Origin of the sequence: Anaerobacillus alkalilacustris (assembly GCF_001866005.1) — a bacterium.
Classification (GTDB): domain Bacteria; phylum Bacillota; class Bacilli; order Bacillales; family Anaerobacillaceae; genus Anaerobacillus; species Anaerobacillus alkalilacustris.
The window spans coordinates 49,869-70,279 of sequence record NZ_MLQR01000050.1 but is presented as its reverse complement, the minus strand read 5'-3'; the positions used below and the strand labels follow the sequence as shown (position 1 = coordinate 70,279).

Below are 20,411 nucleotides of genomic sequence, written 5' to 3'. Positions count from 1 at the left end.
AAGGTAGTTTAAATGCATGGAATCATTTTGCGATGGAAAGTAGAAAATAAAGATCATCATTGTCTTTTAAGGGATTATTTAAGAAATGTAAAAGAAATTTCTAGACAAGCGTTAACAGCGGTTAAACAGCATGGTGAGTTACGTGTTAATGATGAAGAGGTAACTGTAAGAGCTTTATTGCATGAAGGTGATGAGGTTACCGTCGTTTTCCCCCCTGAAGAACGTAGCGACGGTATGGAAGGAAGGCAAATTCCTTTATCGATTGTTTATGAAGATGAGCACATATTAGTTATTAACAAACAACCCAATCTACCAACAATACCGTCTATTTATCATCCTAATCGATCATTAGCGAATGGAGTTCTATATTATTATGACGTCAACAACATTCCAAGTACTTTTCATGCTGTAAATCGGCTTGACCGGGACACGTCTGGGTTACTTATCGTAGCGAAGCATCGATATGCCCATGATTTATTTTCTCGACAACAAAAACTAGGAAAAGTAAAACGTACGTATTTGGCCGTTGTTCATAACATAATGGAAAGAATAGACGGCACAATTAACGCTCCAATAGGTCGCAAAGAGGACAGTATTATTGAACGTGAGGTTAGAAAAGATGGTCAAGAGGCCGTTACTAATTTTAAAGTCATTAGGTACCTTAAGAAGGAAACGGTCGTACGTTTAATTCTTGAGACAGGAAGGACTCATCAAATTCGTGTTCATATGGCATCTATTGGCCATCCTCTCCTTGGGGACGATCTATATGGAGGTTCAATAGAAAAAATAAGTCGGCAAGCATTACATAGTTGGAAACTACAGTTTTTTCATCCGTTTTTACAACGCGAATTAAATTTTAGCGTAGAACCACCTGAGGATATGAATAAACTTATAAATGAATTGTAGCCGTTAGAAAAACATGAAGCGCATTCCTTATTCAAAAGGCGCTTCATGTTTTTTGACATTTGGAATAAGAAATTGGATAATTTCCATTCCGTTTTCATCGCTTATCACCACTTCAACCATATTAATAAGTTCATCATCATCTAGTTGCGCATCGTATAAAAATGATTCAGAAATAAAGTACTCCTCATTACCATCAATATAAAAAGGCTGTTTCTGTGCATTTCCCAATGTGAAGTCAATAACTTCTGCTCCAATAGCCTCTTGTAATGTTTCATCATAAATAATGAATTTTGCATAGAGAGGTCCCACTTTATTACGGTTCTCATTTTTCATTACAGCATATAAAGATACAGTGGAAAGTTCATCATCAATAATGATCCTACTCTCATCTGTGTTTGGAGTTATGTTTGGTTCATTACCACATGCAGTTAATAAAGAAATGGACAGTATTAATATTACTATTTTTAATGAATTACTCATTAATTTCTCCTTTCTATAATGTACAAGATTAGTTAATCATCAAACGTGCGAAACTTTTCCGGTACAAATGGTTGTTTAGAAGCAACAGAAACCGTTTCTTTTTCGGGGTAACGGAATGCTGTTAATGTCCCACCGAAAACGCAGCCTGTATCGATATTAATCGTTTCATTAATAAGACGAGGCATTTTGACAGGCGTGTGACCATAGACAATAAAAGCTTTATCGTTTGTATGTTTTTTAGCCCAATCCCTCCGCACAGGAGTACCGTCTGGATTTTTTTCACCAGTAATATCACCATATAACACAAACGTTTTTACTTTTTTATCAGTTCTACCAATGTAGTCAGAGCGAATTCCAGCGTGTGCAATGACAAGCTTTTGTTGATCTAAAAGTAGATAAAGGGGAGCATTTTCATATAATTCCATGAATGATGAGCGAAACGATGCATATTGATCTTTATTAAGTGCTTTTATTTCAGCTACAGTTGTCTCTAAGCCGTGGGTTTCTTGAACTTTACGCCCTAGAAAATATCGGTATAATTTATCGCAATGATTACCAGGAGTATAATACGCTCGATCATTTTTTACTAATTTTGAGACAATCTCGATTACCTTTAAGGAGTGAGGACCTCGGTCAGTTAAGTCCCCAACAAATGCTAATTTTCTGTCTTTCGGATGAACTGGGTAGCCTTCATGCCAACTATACCCTAGTTTTTTTGTTAATTGTTCAAACTCATCATAACAGCCATGAATATCACCAATAACGTCAAACATGTAATCCCATCTTTCTAAAAAAGTATGTAGTTCTCTATAGTTATAGCATATCAGTCTTATAAATAACCTATACTTTACGGAATAATAAGTTTAAAGTAAAAATTAAATTACTAAGGATAATAGCTTTTTTATTGACAAGGTCATACCAGTCTTTTATGATTGTAGAAGTTTTTGCCATGAAACATAAAGGGTTTAGTAATAAAGAAAAGGTTGTGATACATTGTTTACTTTAGAATTACCTGTTACTGATCCTGTTCTTATTTTTGCCTTGGCTATGGTTATTTTTTTATTTGCACCAATTATTATGAACCGCTTAAGAATTCCAGGAATCATTGGACTTATTTTTGCTGGGATCTTCGTTGGCCCTAATGGTTTAGGTATTTTAGATCGAGACCCTACAATTGTATTATTAGGAACTGTCGGACTTTTATATATCATTTTTATTGCTGGCTTAGAAATAGATTTAGATGGATTTCAAAAATATCGAAACAGAAGCCTAGTATTTGGTTTATTGTCTTTTACGATACCTTTTGCCCTTGGATTTGCGCTAGGGATCATTATGGAATATTCTATTCCCGCTGCGATCTTACTCGGTTCAATACTTGGTTCTCATACGTTACTCGCATATCCCATTGCTAGTCGTCTTGGAGTCGCGAAGAACAAGGCTGTTACGACCGCAGTTGGTGGGTTAATTATGACCGATACACTAGCCCTGTTAGTGTTAGCTATTATTGCTGGGATGAAACAAGGCGATATTAATATTACTTTTTGGGTACAACTAATTGGTTCTTTAACTCTTTTTTCACTTGTTGTGTTATTTGGAGTACCTGTCATTGCAAAGTTCTTTTTCCGTAATATGAGTAGTCATGGTTCGATGGAATATATCTTTGTCATGTCAATATTGTTTGTATGTGCATATATAGCTATTGTTGCTGGTGTTCAACCGATTATTGGTGCTTTCTTAGCGGGGCTAGCGTTGAATAGATTAATTTTCGAACAAGGCCCACTAATGAATCGGATAAAATTTATCGGAAACGCGATATTTATTCCTTTTTTCCTTCTTTCCGTTGGAATGTTAATGGATTTTCGAGTACTTCTTGAAGAGCCAAAAGCGTTAATTTTTGCTTTCTCAATTGTAGTCTTAGTTAACATCGGAAAATTGTCTGCAGCATGGGTATCGGGAGGGATTTATCGGTATTCAAAGGATGAAGTTAAATTAATGTACGGGTTAACGATTCCACAAGCAGCAGCTACTTTAGCAGCGACACTTGTTGGATACGAATTAGGTTTGTTTAGCTTAGCTCTTGTCAATGGGATTATCATTATGATTTTAGTAACTTGTATGATTGGACCATATCTAGTTGAGAAATATAGTCGCAAAATCGCTGAGGCTGAAGAAGAACAGCCGTATGAACGAAGTCAGGCACCGGAACGAATATTAATACCTTTAGCAAATCCAAAAACAATAGAAGGACTATTTGATTTGGCATTTATTGTTAAAACTCCGACATCAAATGAGCCGTTGTATCCGATCTCAGTTGTCAGAGAAAATGGGGGAGACGAAGCAGCAAAAGTGGCAGAGGCAGAAAAGATGCTTGGTCATGCTGTAATGTACGCAGCTGGTGCTGACATACCAATTCGTCTTTTAACAAGAGTTGATTATAATGCAGCTTCAGGAATTATTCGAGCTATGACAGATACGAGAATATCAACCGTAATTGTAGGTTGGAATGGGAAACTTTCAACACCTCAAAAAATATTAGGTGGGATTTTAGATCAAATTTTAGAGCAGACAAACCAGATGATGTTAGTGGCAAAGCTTATTCATCCTTTGAACACAACAAAGCGAATTGTTTTAATTTTACCCCATTTAAGTTGTAAGAAGCCTGGATTTAAGGAGAGTATTCGTATTGTGAAGTTAATGGCTAATCGTTTGGGAGCTACTTTGCTTTGCTTAGTTGTAAAAGGAGATCAAAACTATTATGGAAAGCTCGTTAATGAACAAAAGCCTGATGTAGATGTGACATTAGAAACAGTAGATAAGTGGATGCATTTAGAAGAAAACTATTTACACCGTTTTAAAAAAGACGAGTTAATAATTGTCATTAGTGCACGCCGTGGAACGGTTGCCTGGCATCCATATTTAGAAAAATTACCAAGGAAAATTTCAAAATCAACGTCAGAGAATTTTATTGTTATATTTCCTGAAGAAGTAGAAACGGTTGACCTTAGAGGTTCAAGGGGAACTACTCTACCAACAACATTTCTTCCAGATAGAGAATATGATCAGTAATATAGGCAAAAATATTCTAGAGGTGAATGGTACATGGAGGAAATCGTCATTATTTGTCCTAGCTGTCAAAAACGAGATGCTCTAGAGAATGTTTTAACTGCTCAATCAAATCAAAATGTCATTTATGAATGTTCTTATTGCCATTTTAGCAAACGTAATATTGAAACGAGTAAAGGGTAAGTCACTTTAAGTGTTCTTACCTTTTTTTATAAGATAAGAAAGCATAAAATTTAACTTGGAAACTGTCTAGCGCAAGCAGCTTACGAGCTCGGTCACTTCAGTCAAGCAACGGACTTCAATTACTGCTTGAGATCCTTCGTCGATTAGCTTCATGCAGCTTTGTTCCTGCGGTTACTCGTCTCACAAAACAATGCTTCGGGAAGCCTACTTCGAAGCATTGCTGTCAGACGCAGAAGCACATAGATTGCGGTCAAAGAGCAGACCGCTACTTGCTGACCTTCCAGTGTTTGTCGCCGATAGGCGGGCGCCTTGCGCTTTTCTTGAGTTATAAGTAAAGTGAGGTGAAGGAAATTTGGTTTCTCACTTTAAAATCGTGAAAATACTGTAATGTATTCTAAAAAAACACTTCTTGCTTATTTATAGGTACATGCTATAATTATTAGGACCAAGTGCTAATATCAACTTATTGTATTTAAATAAAAGGAGGACTATCGATGTACTTATCGTTAGAAAATCGTACATTTGTCGTAATGGGAGTTGCGAATAAACGTAGTATTGCCTGGGGAATAGCTCAATCGCTATCAAAAGCAGGGGCTAGACTTATTTTTACATATGCAGGAGAAAGACTAGAAAAAAATGTGAGAGATTTAGTTGCAACATTAGAGCGAGAAGATCATCTAGTTTTATCATGTGATATCTCAAGCGATGAAGAAATAGATGCTACATTTAACACAATTAAAGAAGAAGTAGGCGTCATTCATGGTATTGCCCACTGTATCGCATTTGCTAATAAAGATGAGTTAGGTGGAGAATATTTAGCGACTACACGAGAAGGCTTTTTACTTGCTCAAAATATTAGTGCTTATTCTTTAACAGCTGTAACTAAGGCTGCTCGTGAGCTTATGACAGAAGGCGGAAGCATTATTACACTTACATATTTAGGTGGAGAGCGCGTAGTTAAGCATTACAATGTAATGGGAGTTGCTAAAGCGTCATTAGATGCTAGTGTGAAATATTTAGCTAATGATCTTGGCCAAGAAGGGATTCGTGTAAATGCAATTTCTGCTGGTCCAATTCGTACGCTAGCTGCAAAAGGGATTTCAGACTTCAATAAAGTTGTTGAAGAGTTTGAAGAAAATGCTCCGTTAAGAAGAACGGTGACACAAGAAGAAGTAGGAGACGCTGCCCTATTTTTAATGAGTGATTTATCTAGAGGAATTACCGGAGAAATTCTTCACGTTGACGGTGGTTATAATGTTATTGGCTTAATGAAAAACGAATGAAATTTTGAATTAATAAAAGTCTGTAATTTGCGATTGTTCGTAAGTTACAGGCTTTTTTTTCGTCATTTATTTAATTGAGCAAATTTACCTATATAGTATCTAATTGCGTTATATTTATCTGATGAAGTTCACTCAATAATAGTCGATTTTTCGAAGTTATTAATCAAAAAAAATCTGTTATTATTGGTGTAAGCTTAACTGTCTAACTAAAATTAGGATTAACTTGTGCTCACGATTCTAAGATCATAAAAATATTATAAAAAAGGAGTATGTATCAAATTTTACCAAAATTTAAGAATAATAGGTAAAGGAGAGTCGAGGGGATGGCGAACATACAAGATATTCGAAATCAAACACCAAAAGGCTCTAACCGTCGTGATATATCAAGGATTACGAAGATTGCTAGACACCATAGTGCAACTACTGGTGGAGATTTCTGGAGTTTTTGGAATAATCGTTGGAAAGGTCTAGGTTGGTCTACGGGTGGTTATCATGAAATCATTCTTCGAGATGGTACAGTGCAACTTTGTTATGATCCAACTGTGATTACCAATGGTGTAGGTGGTCATAACAGTACAACGTATCATATCGCAATGGTGGGTAATGGTTCATTTACTGATCTTCAAGAGAAAGTATGGCAAGAAAGAGCAAATGGTGCGATAAATCGCTTTAATCTTTCTGTGAATGATGTATTAGGTCATAGAGAATTTGCAAATCAAAGTACCCAATGTCCAGGGATTGATATGAATAAAATAAGAAATGAACTGAGAAACAGTTCAGCAAAAGGGTCCACTCCAATATCTAATACTGGAGAACTATTCCTACGCCGAGGAGACAAAGGAGAAGAAGTAAGAAAGCTGCAAAATGACTTACTAAAAGTAGGAGAAGAGTTACCAAGATTTGGAGCAGACGGAGATTTTGGATCAGAAACAGAAGCAGCAGTAAGGTCGTTCCAACAAAAGCATGGATTAACAGTAGATGGTATCGTTGGTCCTAAAACGCTAGGGAAGTTAGCGGAACTGTTAAGTAATAGCGCAGATAAAGGATCCGTATCCTCCCCTAAAACTGGAGAACTAATCCTACGCCAGGGAGACAAAGGAGAAGAAGTAAGAAAGCTGCAAAATGACTTAGTAAAAGTAGGAGAAGAGTTACCAAGGTTTGGAGCAGATGGAGATTTTGGATCAGAAACAGAAGCAGCAGTAAGGTCATTCCAACAAAAGCATGGATTAACGGTAGATGGTATCGCTGGTCCTAGAACGCTAGGGAAGTTAGCGGAACTGTTAAGTAATAGCGCAGATAAAGGATCCGTATCCTCCCCTAAAACTGGAGAACTAATTCTACGCCAGGGAGACAAAGGAGAAGAAGTAAGAAAGCTGCAAAATGACTTACTAAAAGTAGGAGAAGAGTTACCAAGGTTTGGAGCAGATGGAGATTTTGGATCAGAAACAGAAGCAGCAGTAAGGTCATTCCAACAAAAGCATGGATTAACAGTAGATGGTATCGCTGGTCCTAAAACGCTAGGGAAGTTAGTGGAAGTGTTGAAAAAGAAAAGTTCTGATAATAGTCTGTTTAAAGATGTACCTAGTAATCATTCAGCCTATAAAGCTATAAAGTTCGCTCATGACAAAGGTATTATGAAAGGGTTTGAAGATGGTACGTTCCGTCCTAATCAACAGGTGACAAGAGGAGAGTTAGCTCAAATAATTCAAAATCTAGTTAATAAAATGTAAGGTGCCCACCATTATTGGTAGGGTATTTTTTTGCTTTCTGAAAGTAAATAGTATACATGACAGGACTTTAATAACCTAGTTTATTACCTCTATAAAGCATAAAAGTCTTGTGGTTTAATGTAGAGCATTCCTAGTATTTCCATTGTGTAGAAAGTCAATGGGAAATTTAAAAAAATGGCGCCCAAAAATCTCATTTTTAATAAAAGTTAAGGAGAAGTACAAACAAAATAATTTTTTTTACATACAAATATTAGTAAGAGGCCGGCCTCTACATTAGGTTGGAGGTGAGAATTATGCATAAAACTTCAGGATATGCGCTTGTTTTAGTGCTGTTTATCTTACTAGTTATTATTGGAACTGCTTACGTTTGGTAATGAAATAGATAAATGTCTTATAAGGTTGTTGAGTGAATTTTTCTCAACAACCTTTCTTTGAGTACATTTTATAAAGAATAATAATTTAGCTTTTTCGAAGTTGGTAGTACTGTTTATTAAGAGAAGGATAATACAGCGACTTAATCGAAAAAGGACATGGTTTATGTTTTGGTTTTAATAAAATGATGTTTCATTCTTGAATTTCTTTCATATGCTAAAAAAGAGTATTCATTTAAGTATAGAGATGGACTTGTTAAAAGATTAAAGCCTTACGTAAAAAAAGTTTTCTCAAAGAGAAGGTGATAAATATGAGTGTAAGTTGGCTTGAATTATTATTACTAATCTTAGCAAGCTTTCGCCTTACTAGATTAATTGTCTTTGATACGATCACACAATTTCTTCGTAGTCCATTTCTTGAAGTTATCGAAGAAACATTACCTGATGGAACTGTTGCATCCTATATTCAAGTAAAAGGGACTGGTATCAGAAAGTTTTTTGGGGAACTATTAAGTTGCTATTGGTGTACAGGATTTTGGTGCTCGTTAGTCATCGTTTTAGGATATCTTTGGTACCCATTTATCATGTATCCGTTCATTCTTATTTTTGCGGTTGCAGGAGCAGCTTCTTTTCTCGAAACAATTCTTGGAAAGTTAGTAGAAGATTAAAAGAAAACTAGGTGGGTGAAAAAATGAAAGGAGTCATTCTTGCAGGCGGAACAGGTTCTCGTTTAAGTCCGATAACGAAAATTATGAATAAACATCTCCTTCCAGTAGGACCTTTTCCGATGATTTATTGGTCTATTATAAAATTAAAAGAAGCAGGGGTATCTGAAATATTAATCTTAACGAATCGAGAACATTTAAGTTCGTTTATTCAACTATTAGGTCTTGGCGAAGATTATAAAGTGAATTTACAATATAAAGTTCAAGAAGATGCAAAGGGGATTGCTGATGCAGTTTCGTATGCAAAATCATTTGTTAAAAATGAAAAATTTATTGTGATGCTAGGAGATAACATTTTTGAAGATTCCCTTACTCCCTACATTCAATCATTTAAAAAACAAAAAAGAGGAGCGCGAGTTTTATTAAAAGAAGTTAGTAATACGACACGTTTTGGTGCAGCTGTATTAGACGGAAAAAACAACGTCATTTCATCCATTGTTGAAAAACCAAAAGAGACCATTTCACCTTATTGTGTAACGGGTATCTATATGTATGATGAAAATGCCTTTAAATATATTGACTCAATCCAAGCCTCGGATCGTGGAGAATTAGAAATTACCGATGTAAACAATTTGTATTTAAGTGAAAAGCAGTTGCATTATGATATTTTGCAAGGCTGGTGGGTGGATGCAGGGACGTGGGAATCTTATTATCAAGCAAATTCTTTTGTTTATAAACGATTAATGTAAACAAAAGTAGGAGGTAACAGTATTGAGACAAGAGTTATTAATTACAGGTGGAGCTGGATTTATTGGTTCAAATTTTATCGAACATCTTTTAAGTAAATCTAATAACAGCATCACCAATATTGATTCGTTAACGTACGCAGGAAATGTTGATTCAATAGAACGCTTCAATGAAAACCCTAATTATCGGTTTATTCAGTGTGATATTAGTCATCTACAACAATTAGAAAAAGTGTTTGATCGGACGTATGATTTGATTATCAACTTTGCAGCAGAATCCCATGTTGATCGAAGTATTGAAAATACATTGCCGTTTGTTAATACGAATGTATTAGGAACTGTTAATCTTCTGCAAGCAGTATTCGAGGGGAAAGCAAAAAAATGCTTCAAATTTCTACCGATGAAGTGTACGGCTCATTAACTGATGACGAGGATCCATTTACTGAAAAAAATCCGCTTTCCCCGAATAATCCGTATTCAGCGAGTAAAGCAAGTGCAGATTTGTTTGTTCGCTCATTCGTCAACACTTATAATCTACCAATCATCATTACACGTTGCAGTAACAATTTTGGTCCATATCAACATTCAGAAAAGTTAATACCTAAAGTCATCATTTCTGCATTAAACAATAAAAAAATCCCATTATACGGTGACGGTCTTCAAAAACGTGATTGGCTTTATGTTAAAGATCACTGTCGAGCGATTAAAAGCGTGATCAAATTAGGTAAACCAGGAGAAGTTTATAATATTGGTGGCGGCTTTGAATGTACGAATAAAGAGGTGATTCAGTTTATTCTAAACTATCTAGAGAAGAGTGAAGATTTAATTGAGTATGTCGAAGATCGAAAGGGCCATGATCGCCGTTATGCAATCAATCGAGCAAAAATAGAGGAAGATTTAAACTGGAAACCGAGCTACTCATTCCATGAAAGTCTAGTTGAAACAATTGAGTGGTATAAACAAAATAGCGAATGGGTTAATGACGTTATAAAAGCAGGTGATTAGATGCGGGTGTTAATTACTGGAGCAAACGGGCAGCTAGGCAAAGAGCTAGTAAAACAACTAGATAAGCAGCACTATAGTGTATTTGCGACATCACGAATAGATCTTGATATTACCAAGGAGTCAATCGTCGAAACAAAAATTTCGCAAATTAGACCAGATATTATTATTCATGCAGCAGCGTATACTGATGTCGATCAAGCTGAATTTAACAAAAAAACAGCTTTTGAAGTCAATGCACTAGGAGCCTTTTATGTAGCACGTGAAGCTAAAAAAATTGGTGCTAAAATGGTTTATATAAGTTCAGATTATGTATTTAGTGGTGACAAATCAACTCCTTACAATGAAGACGATCCGCCAAATCCAATATCGGTTTACGGTGCGAGTAAATGGTTAGGTGAAAGATTAGTTCGCTCAACTTTACAAGAAAGTTATATTATCCGAACTTCTTGGCTATACGGTCATGGTGGAAATAATTTCGTAAAGACGATGATCAATTTAGCCAAACAGCAAAAAGAAATAAAGGTGGTCAATGATCAAGTCGGTTCGCCAACGTATACGAAAGATCTCGTTGAAATTATTCACCGGATTTTTAATAAAGGGTATGGGATCTATCATGTAAGTAACAATTGCTCTTGTAGCTGGTATGAGTTTGCTAGAGAAATATTTTTAGAGGTTGGTAATGATCCCACTCTTGTCATATCGATCACAACAAAGGAATATGGTGCAGCTACTATAAGACCTAGTTATTCTGTAATGGAATGTAAAAAATTAAAAACTGAAGGAATTAAAATGCCGAGATCTTGGCAAAGCGCATTGCATGAATTTATGAAAAAGGAGTTGGCTAAATGATCGAAGGAGTTAAGGTTAAACGGCTCACAAAGCATTGTGATGATCGCGGCTTTTTTGCGGAAATTTTCCGTGATAGTGAAGGGCTACTTGAATCGTTTGCTCAAGCCTCAGTTTCAATGAGTTATCCTGGCGTTATTAAAGCTTTTCATTATCATGATCATCAAGATGATCTTTGGTATTTCCCTAGTGGTAATGCTCAAGTAGTTCTTCATGATTTAAGAGAAGGCTCGGCAACATTTGGCACCACTGATGTCCTTTATATGGGAGAAGAAAATCCTATCGTTCTATTAATTCCAAAGGGAGTCGCACACGGGTATCGTGTGTTAGGAAACACCCCTGCAACAATTGTTTATTTTACATCAACAGAATATGACCCGAAAAATCCTGATGAGAAGCGAATTCCTTTTGATGATATGCGGATTAGTTTTGATTGGACGACGAAGAATCGTTAGATTTTATTAAGAAAGGAGAGAACCTAATTGCCAAGAGTCTCTATCATAATGACTAGTTACAACAAACCGAAATTTGTAGGAAAAGCTATTGAAGGAGTATTAAACCAAACATTTACTGATTTTGAATTATTGTTAATGGATGATAACTCAAATGAAGAAACTCAAGAAGTTATAAGACCTTATTTAATTGACAAGAGAATAAAGTACTATCAGAGTAATATACAAGAGATAAGTGAAAGGGTAAAAAAAGTAAGATATGCAGTATTAATAAACGAAGCGATAGTTAAATCAAAAGGAGAATTTATTTCATACGCTACAGATGATAATATCTATCGTCCAACACGAATTGAGAAGATGATTCGATATTTAGAGGAGCACCCAAATTCTAATATTGTTTATTCAGCTTCAAAGACATCACATATTGACAAATATGAAAATGTCTTAAAGGAAGTGATTAGACCAGCGAAACAAGTACAATGGTTAGCTTCATGTGTCATTGATCATTGTTCAATCATGCATCGTAAAGCTATTTTACAAGATGTTTACGATAAATGGGGTTCTTATTGGGATGAGAACCCAGAATTTTACCGGGTAGGGGATGCAAGATTTTTCTGGAGATTAAATCATTTTTGGCCCTTTCACCCTCTTAATGAGGAATTAGATGATAATTATATTACAGAAACTTCTATACACCATCAGTTATTTGCACAAGAGAAGAATAAATTTGTTGAACAGTTACCTCCACAACGAACTTGTACGGAATTGCGTGAATATTTAAGAACGTATCAAAGGGGGGGAATGGAATGAATGAAGAAATCAAATGAATTAATCCTCATGAATTCCATTCATGCACGTTTGCCCCCAGAAAGCAGTCACTACGAATATTAACGGAACGTATAATGTTATTAAAGCAGCAATAATGCAAAATGTTAAAAAGGTTTTATTTACTAGCTCTGATAAAGCAATTGTGCCAACAAATACGTATGGCGCGACAAAACTTATAGCTGAGCGACTAATTTCAGCAACTCAATACAGTAGGAGGTATGGTGAGACACTTTTAGCGCAAGAAAATTTAATTTTAGAGATCTTTAAATGGAAATAATAAAGGAGGTCCAAAGTGGGGTATAGAACAGAACAAGAAAAATTTTGGTCAGAGGAATTTGGTGAGGAATATATTAAGAGAAATAATAACTTAAACAATAATGCTAATAATATAGCATTATTCGCAAAAATTCTTTCTAAAACCGATAGTGTAAAATCTGTTATTGAATTTGGTGCTAATATTGGATTAAATTTACAAGCTATACATTCATTATTACCTTTAGCTGAATATTCAGCATTGGAAATAAATAAAAAAGCAGTTACGGAATTAAAGCAATATAGTTGGATAAAAAATGTATATAGTCAATCAATTCACGATTTTCAAATTGATTACCAAAGAGATTTCACTTTGATAAAAGGGGTATTAATTCATATAAACCCTAGTTATTTGTCAGATGTTTATGAAATATTGTACAAAACGAGTAAAAGATATATTTGTATCGCCGAATATTATAATCCTACTCCAGTTGAAGTAGATTATAGAGGTCACAAAGAAAAATTATTTAAAAGAGATTTCTGTGGTGAATTTCTAAATAAATATAACAATGTAAGACTAGTAGATTATGGTTTTGTTTATCATAAAGATAATTATTTTCCACAGGACGATATAACTTGGTTTTTACTTGAAAAAGAATAAACGCTATTTTTTCTCCTCAACATTAGTTAATGCAGAGAATTGTAGGAGAAAAAAGGATTGGGGAGAACATGAAAGAGACTTATTTAAAACATTATTGGCTGTTATACATGGAGTTTATGGAAGTGTTCAAAAGCTTAACTTATAAAAATATTCCATTACCTTTATTAATTAATTTCTATCAATTTATTGAAGAAACGATAAAAAATGATATGTATCAAGATTCTTTCGGTAAAAATTTAAAATACAATAATTTCAAAAAAGAGGAAATCCAACCATTTTTTGAGAAGTTCTTGCCGAATAACCAAACTTCTAAAGTAGATCCAGAAGGATTAATCGTTTTAAATCATGATTATATACGTTTTCCAGCTGAAACCTTTAAAGAGCATTTTACAACATCTCCTTCAGCAATCTTAACTCGAAAAAAACCGAGAGTTAGTAATGATTTAGGCATTCCCTATCATTCACTTTCTGATTATCAAGACCTAGGTGATGTGCATTTAGAGACTTCAATAGTAAAAAAAGCAGAGACTATTTTTTCAAAACATGTTAATCATATTGTATTTGGAAATCAATTTTTCAAAGAAAAATTTAAGGCACTAATACCCACAATGATAAGACTATTTAATACTATCGAAAAATATTTAGAGATGGTTTCGGTTAAGTGTCTAGTTGTAGGAACAATAGAAGATATTAATAGTCGGATGCTGGTAATTCTTTGTAGAGTGAAAGGAATACCAAGTATTTGTATGCAGCACGGTTTAATCATGGGAGAAGAAGCCTATCTTCCTGTATTTACAACAAAAGTTGCTGTTTATGGATATTATGAAAAAGATTGGTATAAAGAACGAGGAACACCAGAAAGTCAAGTTGAAATCATTGGCCATCCTCGTTTCGATCAAATTTTCACGAGGAAATTTCCCTCAAAAAAAGAATTGGATTCTACGAAAATAAATGTGTTAATAACGACAAATCACATAAATCAGATGATGTGGGTGAAAGTGATAAAATCACTTGCTAAACTTCCGCAATTTAACATTATTGTAAAACCTCATCCTTGGGAGGTTGGAAAAAAGAAGTGTACTGATTATGAAGAACTTAGCTCAACGTATCATTCTGTAAATCTTATCCTATCTAGAAATGTTAATTTATATGACCTCTTTAATAATATCGATTTCGTCATACAAAGCGCTTCAACCGTTGGATTAGAAGCTATATTATTTCAAAAACCTATTTTTATTATTAAAAATCCTATGTATCCATATTTTGATCGAATGGGTAAATTTAATTTGGATGAAACTGAGGTAGTCAAGACAATAATCCAATTTAGTAAAGATAAAGAGATGCAAAAAGAAATGGCAAATTTAAGGCGGAGGTTTATTGACCAATCTTATCCGCAAAAATTATCAGGTATAAAATTAGTGAATTTAATAAAGGAACTAACCAGCTAACAATTTATATTTAACTAATCAAATGAAACGCTTCTTTCAGTCGGCTTAGCCGAAATTACTCGTAGGTGGTTTAGTCCACCTACGAAAAATCTACACGCATTACGTGTAGTCGTTTAGTTTAAAAATATAATTTATCAAACGTCAGTAGAACTAATTCTCCAAAGTTTCCGCACGCATATGTTGAATTTCCATATTTGTCCATGTTCCTTCTATCCATAGTAGGAAATATAATAAGATATTAGATACCAATAATTTTCAATTTTAAGAAAATTATATAAAAAATAGCATTTGTGCATAAAATCACACAGAAAGAAGGGTATACAGTGTCCTTTAAAGATAAAAAAATATTAATTATCGGAGGAACTGGAACAATTGGTCAAAGTTTGCTGAATCATATTCTATTGAAACAGCCAAATGTTGTTCGAATTTTTAGTAGAGATGAATATAAACAATATCAATTACAAAATCAGTATGGGAATAGAAAGGATCTTCGCTTCTTGATCGGAGATGTACGTAATTATGAACGTGTATATAGTGCTATGGAGGACATCGATTACGTTTTCCATGCTGCGGCTATGAAACATGTTCCATCATGTGAATATAATCCATACGAAGCTGTAATGACGAATATTAACGGAACATATAATGTAATTAAAGCTGCAACTATACAAGGTGCACAGAAGGTCATATTTACTAGCTCAGATAAAGCAATTTCGCCAACGAATACGTATGGTGCAACGAAACTTACAGCTGAACGGTTGATATCAGCCGCACAATACAGTAAAGGACTAGGAAGAACAACTTTTACGAGTGTAAGATTTGGAAATGTTTTAGGCTCTAGAGGCTCAGTCATTCCTTTATTTATCAAGCAAATTTTAGAGAATAAACGAGTGACTGTTACGGATTTAAACATGAGTAGATTTATGATGACATTAAGTGAAGCAACCAATTTAACAATTAAAGCTCTTAAACACTCAAAAGGCGGAGAAGTATTTGTGTTAAAGATGCCAGTGATTAGGTTGGGGGACTTAGTAACTGTAGTTATTGAAGAAACATGTAAAAAGTATAACCAGAAAGAGAAAGTAGAAATTGAGGAAATTGGTTTAAGACAGGGAGAAAAAATGTATGAGGAATTAATGACTTATGATGAATCGATAAATGCTTGGGACATGAATGATATGTTTATTATTCCAGGGATGCATGGAAAACAAGAAACCTATGAAAATGCAACAAGAGCAATACATGGAACATATAGTTCTAAAGATCAGAAACCAATATCACTTGAGGAAGTACGTTCACTTTTTAAAAGTGAAAATTTAATTTAAAAGTAGTTTAGTAGAATTTTTATTTACTGCAAATATTTTAAGTGATGAAAGAATAAGTTGTTGTTATTAGGAAACGTGGATTTAAGAATGTAAGGTTTATCAAAGAAAGGGGATGGCTTATTGAATGTTCTCGTAACAGGTGGAGCAGGGTTCATAGGTAGGTGGGTTGTAAAGCAATTAATTGATGATTGTCACAAAGTTTGGGTATTGGATGATCTTTCAAATGGTAGCGAAAAAAATATTCAGGAATTTAAAAGGAATAATTATTTTGCCCAATTTATTAAGGGTGATATTAAAGACGTTGTAATTCTTGAACAGTTATTTTCAACTATTCAGTTTGATCTTTGTTACCACCTTGGTGCAAGTATTAACGTTCAAGACAGTATCGTTGATCCGAAAACGACGTTTGATAATGATACTATTGGAACCTTCAACGTGTTAGAACAATGCAAAAAGCATCATATTAAAATTGTTTTTATGAGCACATGTATGGTCTATGATCAGGCCAAACATTTGAATGGAATTAAAGAAACAGACTTAGTGAAGCCGGCATCACCATATGCAGGATCAAAAATTGCGGCTGAAAATATGGTCTTGTCTTATTATTATGCATATGATCTTCCTGTAGTAGTTATTCGTCCTTTTAATACGTATGGTCCATTTCAAAAAACAGGTGGAGAAGGGGGGGTTGTTGCAATCTTTATCAAACGGAAGTTAGAAGGGAAACCTGTACAAATTTATGGCGATGGAACTCAAACTCGTGACCTCTTATATGTAGAAGATTGTGCTCGCTTTGTTGTTGAAGCTGGATATTCTAAAAAAGTAAATGGAGAAATTATTAATGCAGGATTAGGTAGTGATGTTCCGATTAACGATTTAGCAAAATTGATTTTGAAAGATGATGCTAAAATTCAACACGTTAAACACATACATCCACAAAGTGAAATCCCAAAATTACTATGTAATTATGAGAAGGCTAAAGAACTACTAGAGTGGGAACCAAAAGTTAGTTTAGAAGAGGGGATTAGACGAACAGAAGATTGGATCAAGTCGACAAACCTTATTTAATAAGGGGTGTAAAATGAAAAATACAGAAAAATTAGCTATTCATGGTGGAGAACCCATTAGAGACACTTACCTCCCTTATGGAAAACAATGGATAGATGAAAAAGATATTCAAGCGGTTGTAGATATATTAAAAAGTGATTATTTAACAACTGGACCTACTATTTCGCAGTTTGAAAGAAAAATCGCAAAGTTTGTGGATGCAAAGTATGCAGTAACTTTTGCGAATGGGACAGCTGCATTACATGGAGCATGTTTTGCAGCTTGTATTCAAGAAAACGATGAAGTAATTACTACTCCATTAACGTTTGTTGCAAGTGCTAATTGTATTCTCTACCAAGGTGGAAAGCCAGTATTTGCAGATATCGATCCAAACACATACAACATATCTCCTCAATCAGTCAGAACCCTCATTACAGAAAAAACAAAAGCAATTATTCCCGTTGATTTTACAGGGCAACCTGCAGACCTTGATGAAATTGTTACGATCGCTAAGGAAAACAATCTTGTTGTAATTGAAGATGCTGCACATGCATTAGGAGCAACATATAAAAGTAGTAGGGTTGGATCTATTAGTGACATGACGATGTTTAGTTTTCATCCGGTAAAACATATTACAACCGGAGAAGGTGGGGTTATAACAACCAACAACGAGCATTATTATGAAAAACTTATCCAATTTAAAAGTCATGGGATTACAAGAAACAGTTCTAAGTTAACCGAAAATCAAGGGTCATGGTATTATGAAATGCAATTTCTAGGCTATAACTATCGAATGACAGATATCCAGGCGGCATTAGGCTTAAGCCAATTAAACAGGTTAAAAAGATTTATCGAAGTTAGAAAGGAATATGTAGAAATGTACAACAATGCATTTCAACATATTACCGGAATTACTATTCCTTTTCAAAGTGGAGAAAGGAACTCGAGCTGGCATTTATATATCATCCGTTTAAACCTAGAGCGATTATCGGTAGGACGTAAAGATATTTTTGAAGCAATGATGAAAGAAAACATCGGCGTTAATGTTCATTATATTCCCGTTCATTTTCAACCTTATTATAAAACAATGGGTTATCGAAGAGGGACTTGTCCAAATGCGGAAAAGTTATATGAGGAAATTATCACACTCCCACTTTATCCAGCAATGACTGTTTATGATGTGAAGGATGTTATTCGAGCAGTTCAGAAAGTTTTTAGCTTTTACACTAAGTGAAAATTTCTAGCTATTAAATTTAGGCATTGTTTTAAAAATAATAGACCGTCATACTGATCCATTATTTATTTGGAAATGCCTTATATGAGAAGTTCTTAGGAGTGGTAATTATGGTATACAATATTATTGAAATTGCGAACACACATGGTGGGAGTGTTGAATACATTCACTCGTTATTAGACGAGTACTCACATTATAAAAAAGGGTTTGGAGTTAAATTCCAACCATTTAAATATAATAAAATTGCTACAGAAGACTATGAGTATTATGACATTTATAAGTCAATTTTTATCACTGAGCAAGACTGGAATGTCATCATTAACAAAGCAAATGAAACTAAGGATATATGGTTAGACATTTTTGATGAGTATGGAGTTCAAATACTCAAGAATAACATATCAAACATTACAGGTATAAAGTTACAAGCATCAGTTTTGTTCAATAAACGAGTACTAAATGCGCTATCGTTAATCAATTTAACTAATAAAAAAGTTATTATAAACATATCTGCTTATGATATTACACAAATAAAAGAAAGGATTTCTGAAATTAAGGAACTAATTAGACCAGAAGAAATTCTTATTGAACTAGGCTTTCAAAGCTATCCCACTGAACTCAGTGACAGCGGGTTATCTAAAATAAAGGAACTAAAAGCTAACTTTAAAAACCGTATTGTTTTTGCAGATCATGTTGATGGGCGCAGTGAAGATACAATTTTACTACCTATTATTGCTACATTACTAGGTGCTGACGTTATTGAGAAGCACATTATGCATAGCAGTTTAGAAACAAAGTATGATATGTTTTCAAGTGTGACTGTAGAACAATATGATAGATATACTAAACTACAGAAGAATTATTCTGAATTGTTATCTATGCCGTTTATTACAAATAAAGAAAAGGAATATTTAAAAAATACGATACAAATCCCTACTTTGACAGAAAATGTAAAAAAGGGGAGTTTAATTTCAGGAAGCCAGATATCTTACAAAAGATCAGGTAATACAGGCTTAAATACCAAAGAATTGGAAAAAGCGTTGCAGAACTTTAATATATTAGCTACAGATAAAACTAAAGGAGAGACACTTAAGCTTGAAGACTTTAAAAAAGCAACTATAGCAGTCATTGTTGCTTGTAGGTTAAAGTCAACGAGGCTACCCAGAAAAGCATTATTGCCTATAGGTGATTATTCATCAATAGAGCTATGTTTAAAAAATACTTTGAAATTTGAAAATGTAAATTATACCATATTGGCCACTTCAACTGAAGATGAAGATGCAGTGTTAGAGAATCATAATTACAGGGATGATATAATATTTCATAGAGGTAACCCTGAAGATGTCATTGATAGGTATTTAGAGATAGCTAGAAGTCTTAAAATTGACATAATCATACGTGTGACGGGAGACTGCCCATATGTTTCAAATGATATTTGTCAGTACTTACTTATGTCACACTTTTTAAAGGGTGCTGATTACACATCTGGAGAAGGAGCTGCTGTAGGAACAAGTGTCGAAATAATTAATGTAGACGCATTAGAAAAAGTGAAAAGTTATTTCCAAGAAGCCAATTATTCAGAGTATATGACGTGGTATTTTCAAAATAACCCAGATCATTTTAAGCTGAATAAAGTTGATTTACCGGAAAAATGGTGTAGAAATTATAGATTGACATTAGATTATCAAGAAGATCTAACACTCTTTAATGAGATTGAACGCTACTTAAAAGAAAAAAATATAGAATACTCAATAGATAAGCTCTTCGAGTATTTGGATGATAATCCTCAAATTGCTAATATTAACAGCCACTTAACCCTAAAATATAAAACTGATAAAGAATTGATAAATAAGTTGCATGAAGTAACTAAAATTAAGGACTGTTAACTA

General features: G+C 34.2%; 19 protein-coding genes and 2 pseudogenes. 19 read left to right on the top strand and 2 right to left on the bottom strand.

What is annotated here, in order from left to right; translation table 11 throughout:
- Window positions 1–12 precede the first annotated feature (12 nt).
- Window positions 13–906: an RluA family pseudouridine synthase gene (locus BKP37_RS17940; RefSeq protein ID WP_071310999.1), complete on the top strand. Its 894-nt coding sequence runs from the start codon at window positions 13–15 to the stop codon at window positions 904–906.
- A gap of 27 nt (window positions 907–933) precedes the next feature.
- On the opposite strand, the gene BKP37_RS17935 is transcribed toward BKP37_RS17940, so the two are convergent.
- Together BKP37_RS17935 and prpE are read right to left on the bottom strand one after the other, a co-directional pair.
- Entirely contained in the window at window positions 934–1,386 is a 453-nt protein-coding gene (locus tag BKP37_RS17935) for a hypothetical protein (RefSeq protein WP_071310998.1), read from the bottom strand.
- 32 nt (window positions 1,387–1,418) lie between these two features.
- Entirely contained in the window at window positions 1,419–2,159 is a 741-nt protein-coding gene (gene prpE, locus BKP37_RS17930; protein ID WP_071310997.1) for a bis(5'-nucleosyl)-tetraphosphatase PrpE, read from the bottom strand.
- 220 nt (window positions 2,160–2,379) lie between these two features.
- Between prpE and BKP37_RS17925 the strand changes: the two genes are divergently transcribed.
- The 18 genes and pseudogenes from BKP37_RS17925 (at window position 2,380) to BKP37_RS17850 (ending at window position 20,408) form a co-directional block, all read left to right on the top strand.
- Complete coding sequence (locus BKP37_RS17925; RefSeq protein WP_342707807.1) at window positions 2,380–4,452, top strand: cation:proton antiporter; 2,073 nt, start codon at window positions 2,380–2,382, stop codon at window positions 4,450–4,452.
- A gap of 33 nt (window positions 4,453–4,485) precedes the next feature.
- Window positions 4,486–4,632 carry a hypothetical protein gene (locus BKP37_RS20245; RefSeq protein WP_169823186.1) on the top strand — a complete coding sequence of 49 codons (147 nt, stop codon included), beginning with the start codon at window positions 4,486–4,488 and terminating at the stop codon, window positions 4,630–4,632.
- Window positions 4,633–5,126: 494 nt separating this feature from the next.
- The gene (gene fabI / locus BKP37_RS17920; protein WP_071310996.1) at window positions 5,127–5,915 is read left to right on the top strand and encodes an enoyl-ACP reductase FabI; all 789 of its coding nucleotides are present in this window, start codon (window positions 5,127–5,129) and stop codon (window positions 5,913–5,915) included.
- A gap of 323 nt (window positions 5,916–6,238) precedes the next feature.
- On the top strand, window positions 6,239–7,645 hold the full coding sequence (locus tag BKP37_RS17915; RefSeq protein ID WP_071310995.1) for a peptidoglycan-binding protein: 1,407 nt from the start codon (window positions 6,239–6,241) through the stop codon (window positions 7,643–7,645).
- 293 nt (window positions 7,646–7,938) lie between these two features.
- Window positions 7,939–8,019, top strand: coding sequence for a YjcZ family sporulation protein (locus tag BKP37_RS19490; RefSeq protein ID WP_084034865.1), 81 nt, complete (start codon window positions 7,939–7,941; stop codon window positions 8,017–8,019).
- Window positions 8,020–8,327: 308 nt separating this feature from the next.
- The gene (locus tag BKP37_RS17910; protein WP_071310994.1) at window positions 8,328–8,684 is read left to right on the top strand and encodes a DUF1360 domain-containing protein; all 357 of its coding nucleotides are present in this window, start codon (window positions 8,328–8,330) and stop codon (window positions 8,682–8,684) included.
- Window positions 8,685–8,707: 23 nt separating this feature from the next.
- Entirely contained in the window at window positions 8,708–9,430 is a 723-nt protein-coding gene (locus BKP37_RS17905; RefSeq protein WP_071310993.1) for a sugar phosphate nucleotidyltransferase, read from the top strand.
- Between the two features lie 22 nt (window positions 9,431–9,452).
- A pseudogene (rfbB, locus tag BKP37_RS17900) lies at window positions 9,453–10,432 on the top strand (dTDP-glucose 4,6-dehydratase).
- The gene (gene rfbD / locus BKP37_RS17895) at window positions 10,433–11,281 is read left to right on the top strand and encodes a dTDP-4-dehydrorhamnose reductase (RefSeq protein WP_071310992.1); all 849 of its coding nucleotides are present in this window, start codon (window positions 10,433–10,435) and stop codon (window positions 11,279–11,281) included. It begins immediately after the preceding pseudogene.
- On the top strand, window positions 11,278–11,733 hold the full coding sequence (locus BKP37_RS17890; RefSeq protein WP_071310991.1) for a dTDP-4-dehydrorhamnose 3,5-epimerase family protein: 456 nt from the start codon (window positions 11,278–11,280) through the stop codon (window positions 11,731–11,733). Before rfbD ends, BKP37_RS17890 begins: the two co-directional genes overlap by 4 nt.
- A gap of 27 nt (window positions 11,734–11,760) precedes the next feature.
- Window positions 11,761–12,540: a glycosyltransferase family 2 protein gene (locus BKP37_RS17885; protein ID WP_071310990.1), complete on the top strand. Its 780-nt coding sequence runs from the start codon at window positions 11,761–11,763 to the stop codon at window positions 12,538–12,540.
- A 31-nt stretch (window positions 12,541–12,571) separates the two neighbouring features.
- Window positions 12,572–12,835: pseudogene (locus tag BKP37_RS17880) on the top strand (polysaccharide biosynthesis protein); the annotation flags it as partial.
- A 15-nt stretch (window positions 12,836–12,850) separates the two neighbouring features.
- A complete protein-coding gene (locus BKP37_RS17875; protein ID WP_071310988.1) occupies window positions 12,851–13,471 on the top strand; it encodes a pseudaminic acid biosynthesis-associated methylase in 621 nt (206 codons plus the stop codon).
- A 68-nt stretch (window positions 13,472–13,539) separates the two neighbouring features.
- Window positions 13,540–14,919, top strand: coding sequence for a capsular polysaccharide export protein, LipB/KpsS family (locus BKP37_RS17870; protein WP_071310987.1), 1,380 nt, complete (start codon window positions 13,540–13,542; stop codon window positions 14,917–14,919).
- A 323-nt stretch (window positions 14,920–15,242) separates the two neighbouring features.
- Window positions 15,243–16,244: an SDR family NAD(P)-dependent oxidoreductase gene (locus BKP37_RS17865; RefSeq protein WP_071310986.1), complete on the top strand. Its 1,002-nt coding sequence runs from the start codon at window positions 15,243–15,245 to the stop codon at window positions 16,242–16,244.
- A gap of 120 nt (window positions 16,245–16,364) precedes the next feature.
- Entirely contained in the window at window positions 16,365–17,312 is a 948-nt protein-coding gene (locus tag BKP37_RS17860; RefSeq protein ID WP_071310985.1) for a dTDP-glucose 4,6-dehydratase, read from the top strand.
- A 13-nt stretch (window positions 17,313–17,325) separates the two neighbouring features.
- Complete coding sequence (pseC, locus tag BKP37_RS17855) at window positions 17,326–18,525, top strand: UDP-4-amino-4,6-dideoxy-N-acetyl-beta-L-altrosamine transaminase (RefSeq protein WP_071310984.1); 1,200 nt, start codon at window positions 17,326–17,328, stop codon at window positions 18,523–18,525.
- Between the two features lie 110 nt (window positions 18,526–18,635).
- Entirely contained in the window at window positions 18,636–20,408 is a 1,773-nt protein-coding gene (locus BKP37_RS17850; RefSeq protein WP_071310983.1) for a cytidylyltransferase domain-containing protein, read from the top strand.
- The last annotated feature ends 3 nt before the right edge of the window (window positions 20,409–20,411 follow it).

Excerpts from the sequence above, each read along its gene's own strand:
- BKP37_RS17940 (WP_071310999.1), top strand. The coding sequence starts at position 13 with ATGCATGGAATCATTTTGCGATGGAAAGTAGAAAATAAAGATCATCAT.
- BKP37_RS17935 (WP_071310998.1), bottom strand. The coding sequence starts at position 1,386 with ATGAGTAATTCATTAAAAATAGTAATATTAATACTGTCCATTTCTTTA.
- prpE (WP_071310997.1), bottom strand. The coding sequence starts at position 2,159 with ATGTTTGACGTTATTGGTGATATTCATGGCTGTTATGATGAGTTTGAA.
- BKP37_RS20245 (WP_169823186.1), top strand. The coding sequence starts at position 4,486 with ATGGAGGAAATCGTCATTATTTGTCCTAGCTGTCAAAAACGAGATGCT.
- fabI (WP_071310996.1), top strand. The coding sequence starts at position 5,127 with ATGTACTTATCGTTAGAAAATCGTACATTTGTCGTAATGGGAGTTGCG.
- BKP37_RS17915 (WP_071310995.1), top strand. The coding sequence starts at position 6,239 with ATGGCGAACATACAAGATATTCGAAATCAAACACCAAAAGGCTCTAAC.
- BKP37_RS19490 (WP_084034865.1), top strand. The coding sequence starts at position 7,939 with ATGCATAAAACTTCAGGATATGCGCTTGTTTTAGTGCTGTTTATCTTA.
- BKP37_RS17910 (WP_071310994.1), top strand. The coding sequence starts at position 8,328 with ATGAGTGTAAGTTGGCTTGAATTATTATTACTAATCTTAGCAAGCTTT.
- BKP37_RS17905 (WP_071310993.1), top strand. The coding sequence starts at position 8,708 with ATGAAAGGAGTCATTCTTGCAGGCGGAACAGGTTCTCGTTTAAGTCCG.
- rfbD (WP_071310992.1), top strand. The coding sequence starts at position 10,433 with ATGCGGGTGTTAATTACTGGAGCAAACGGGCAGCTAGGCAAAGAGCTA.
- BKP37_RS17890 (WP_071310991.1), top strand. The coding sequence starts at position 11,278 with ATGATCGAAGGAGTTAAGGTTAAACGGCTCACAAAGCATTGTGATGAT.
- BKP37_RS17870 (WP_071310987.1), top strand. The coding sequence starts at position 13,540 with ATGAAAGAGACTTATTTAAAACATTATTGGCTGTTATACATGGAGTTT.
- pseC (WP_071310984.1), top strand. The coding sequence starts at position 17,326 with ATGAAAAATACAGAAAAATTAGCTATTCATGGTGGAGAACCCATTAGA.
- BKP37_RS17850 (WP_071310983.1), top strand. The coding sequence starts at position 18,636 with ATGGTATACAATATTATTGAAATTGCGAACACACATGGTGGGAGTGTT.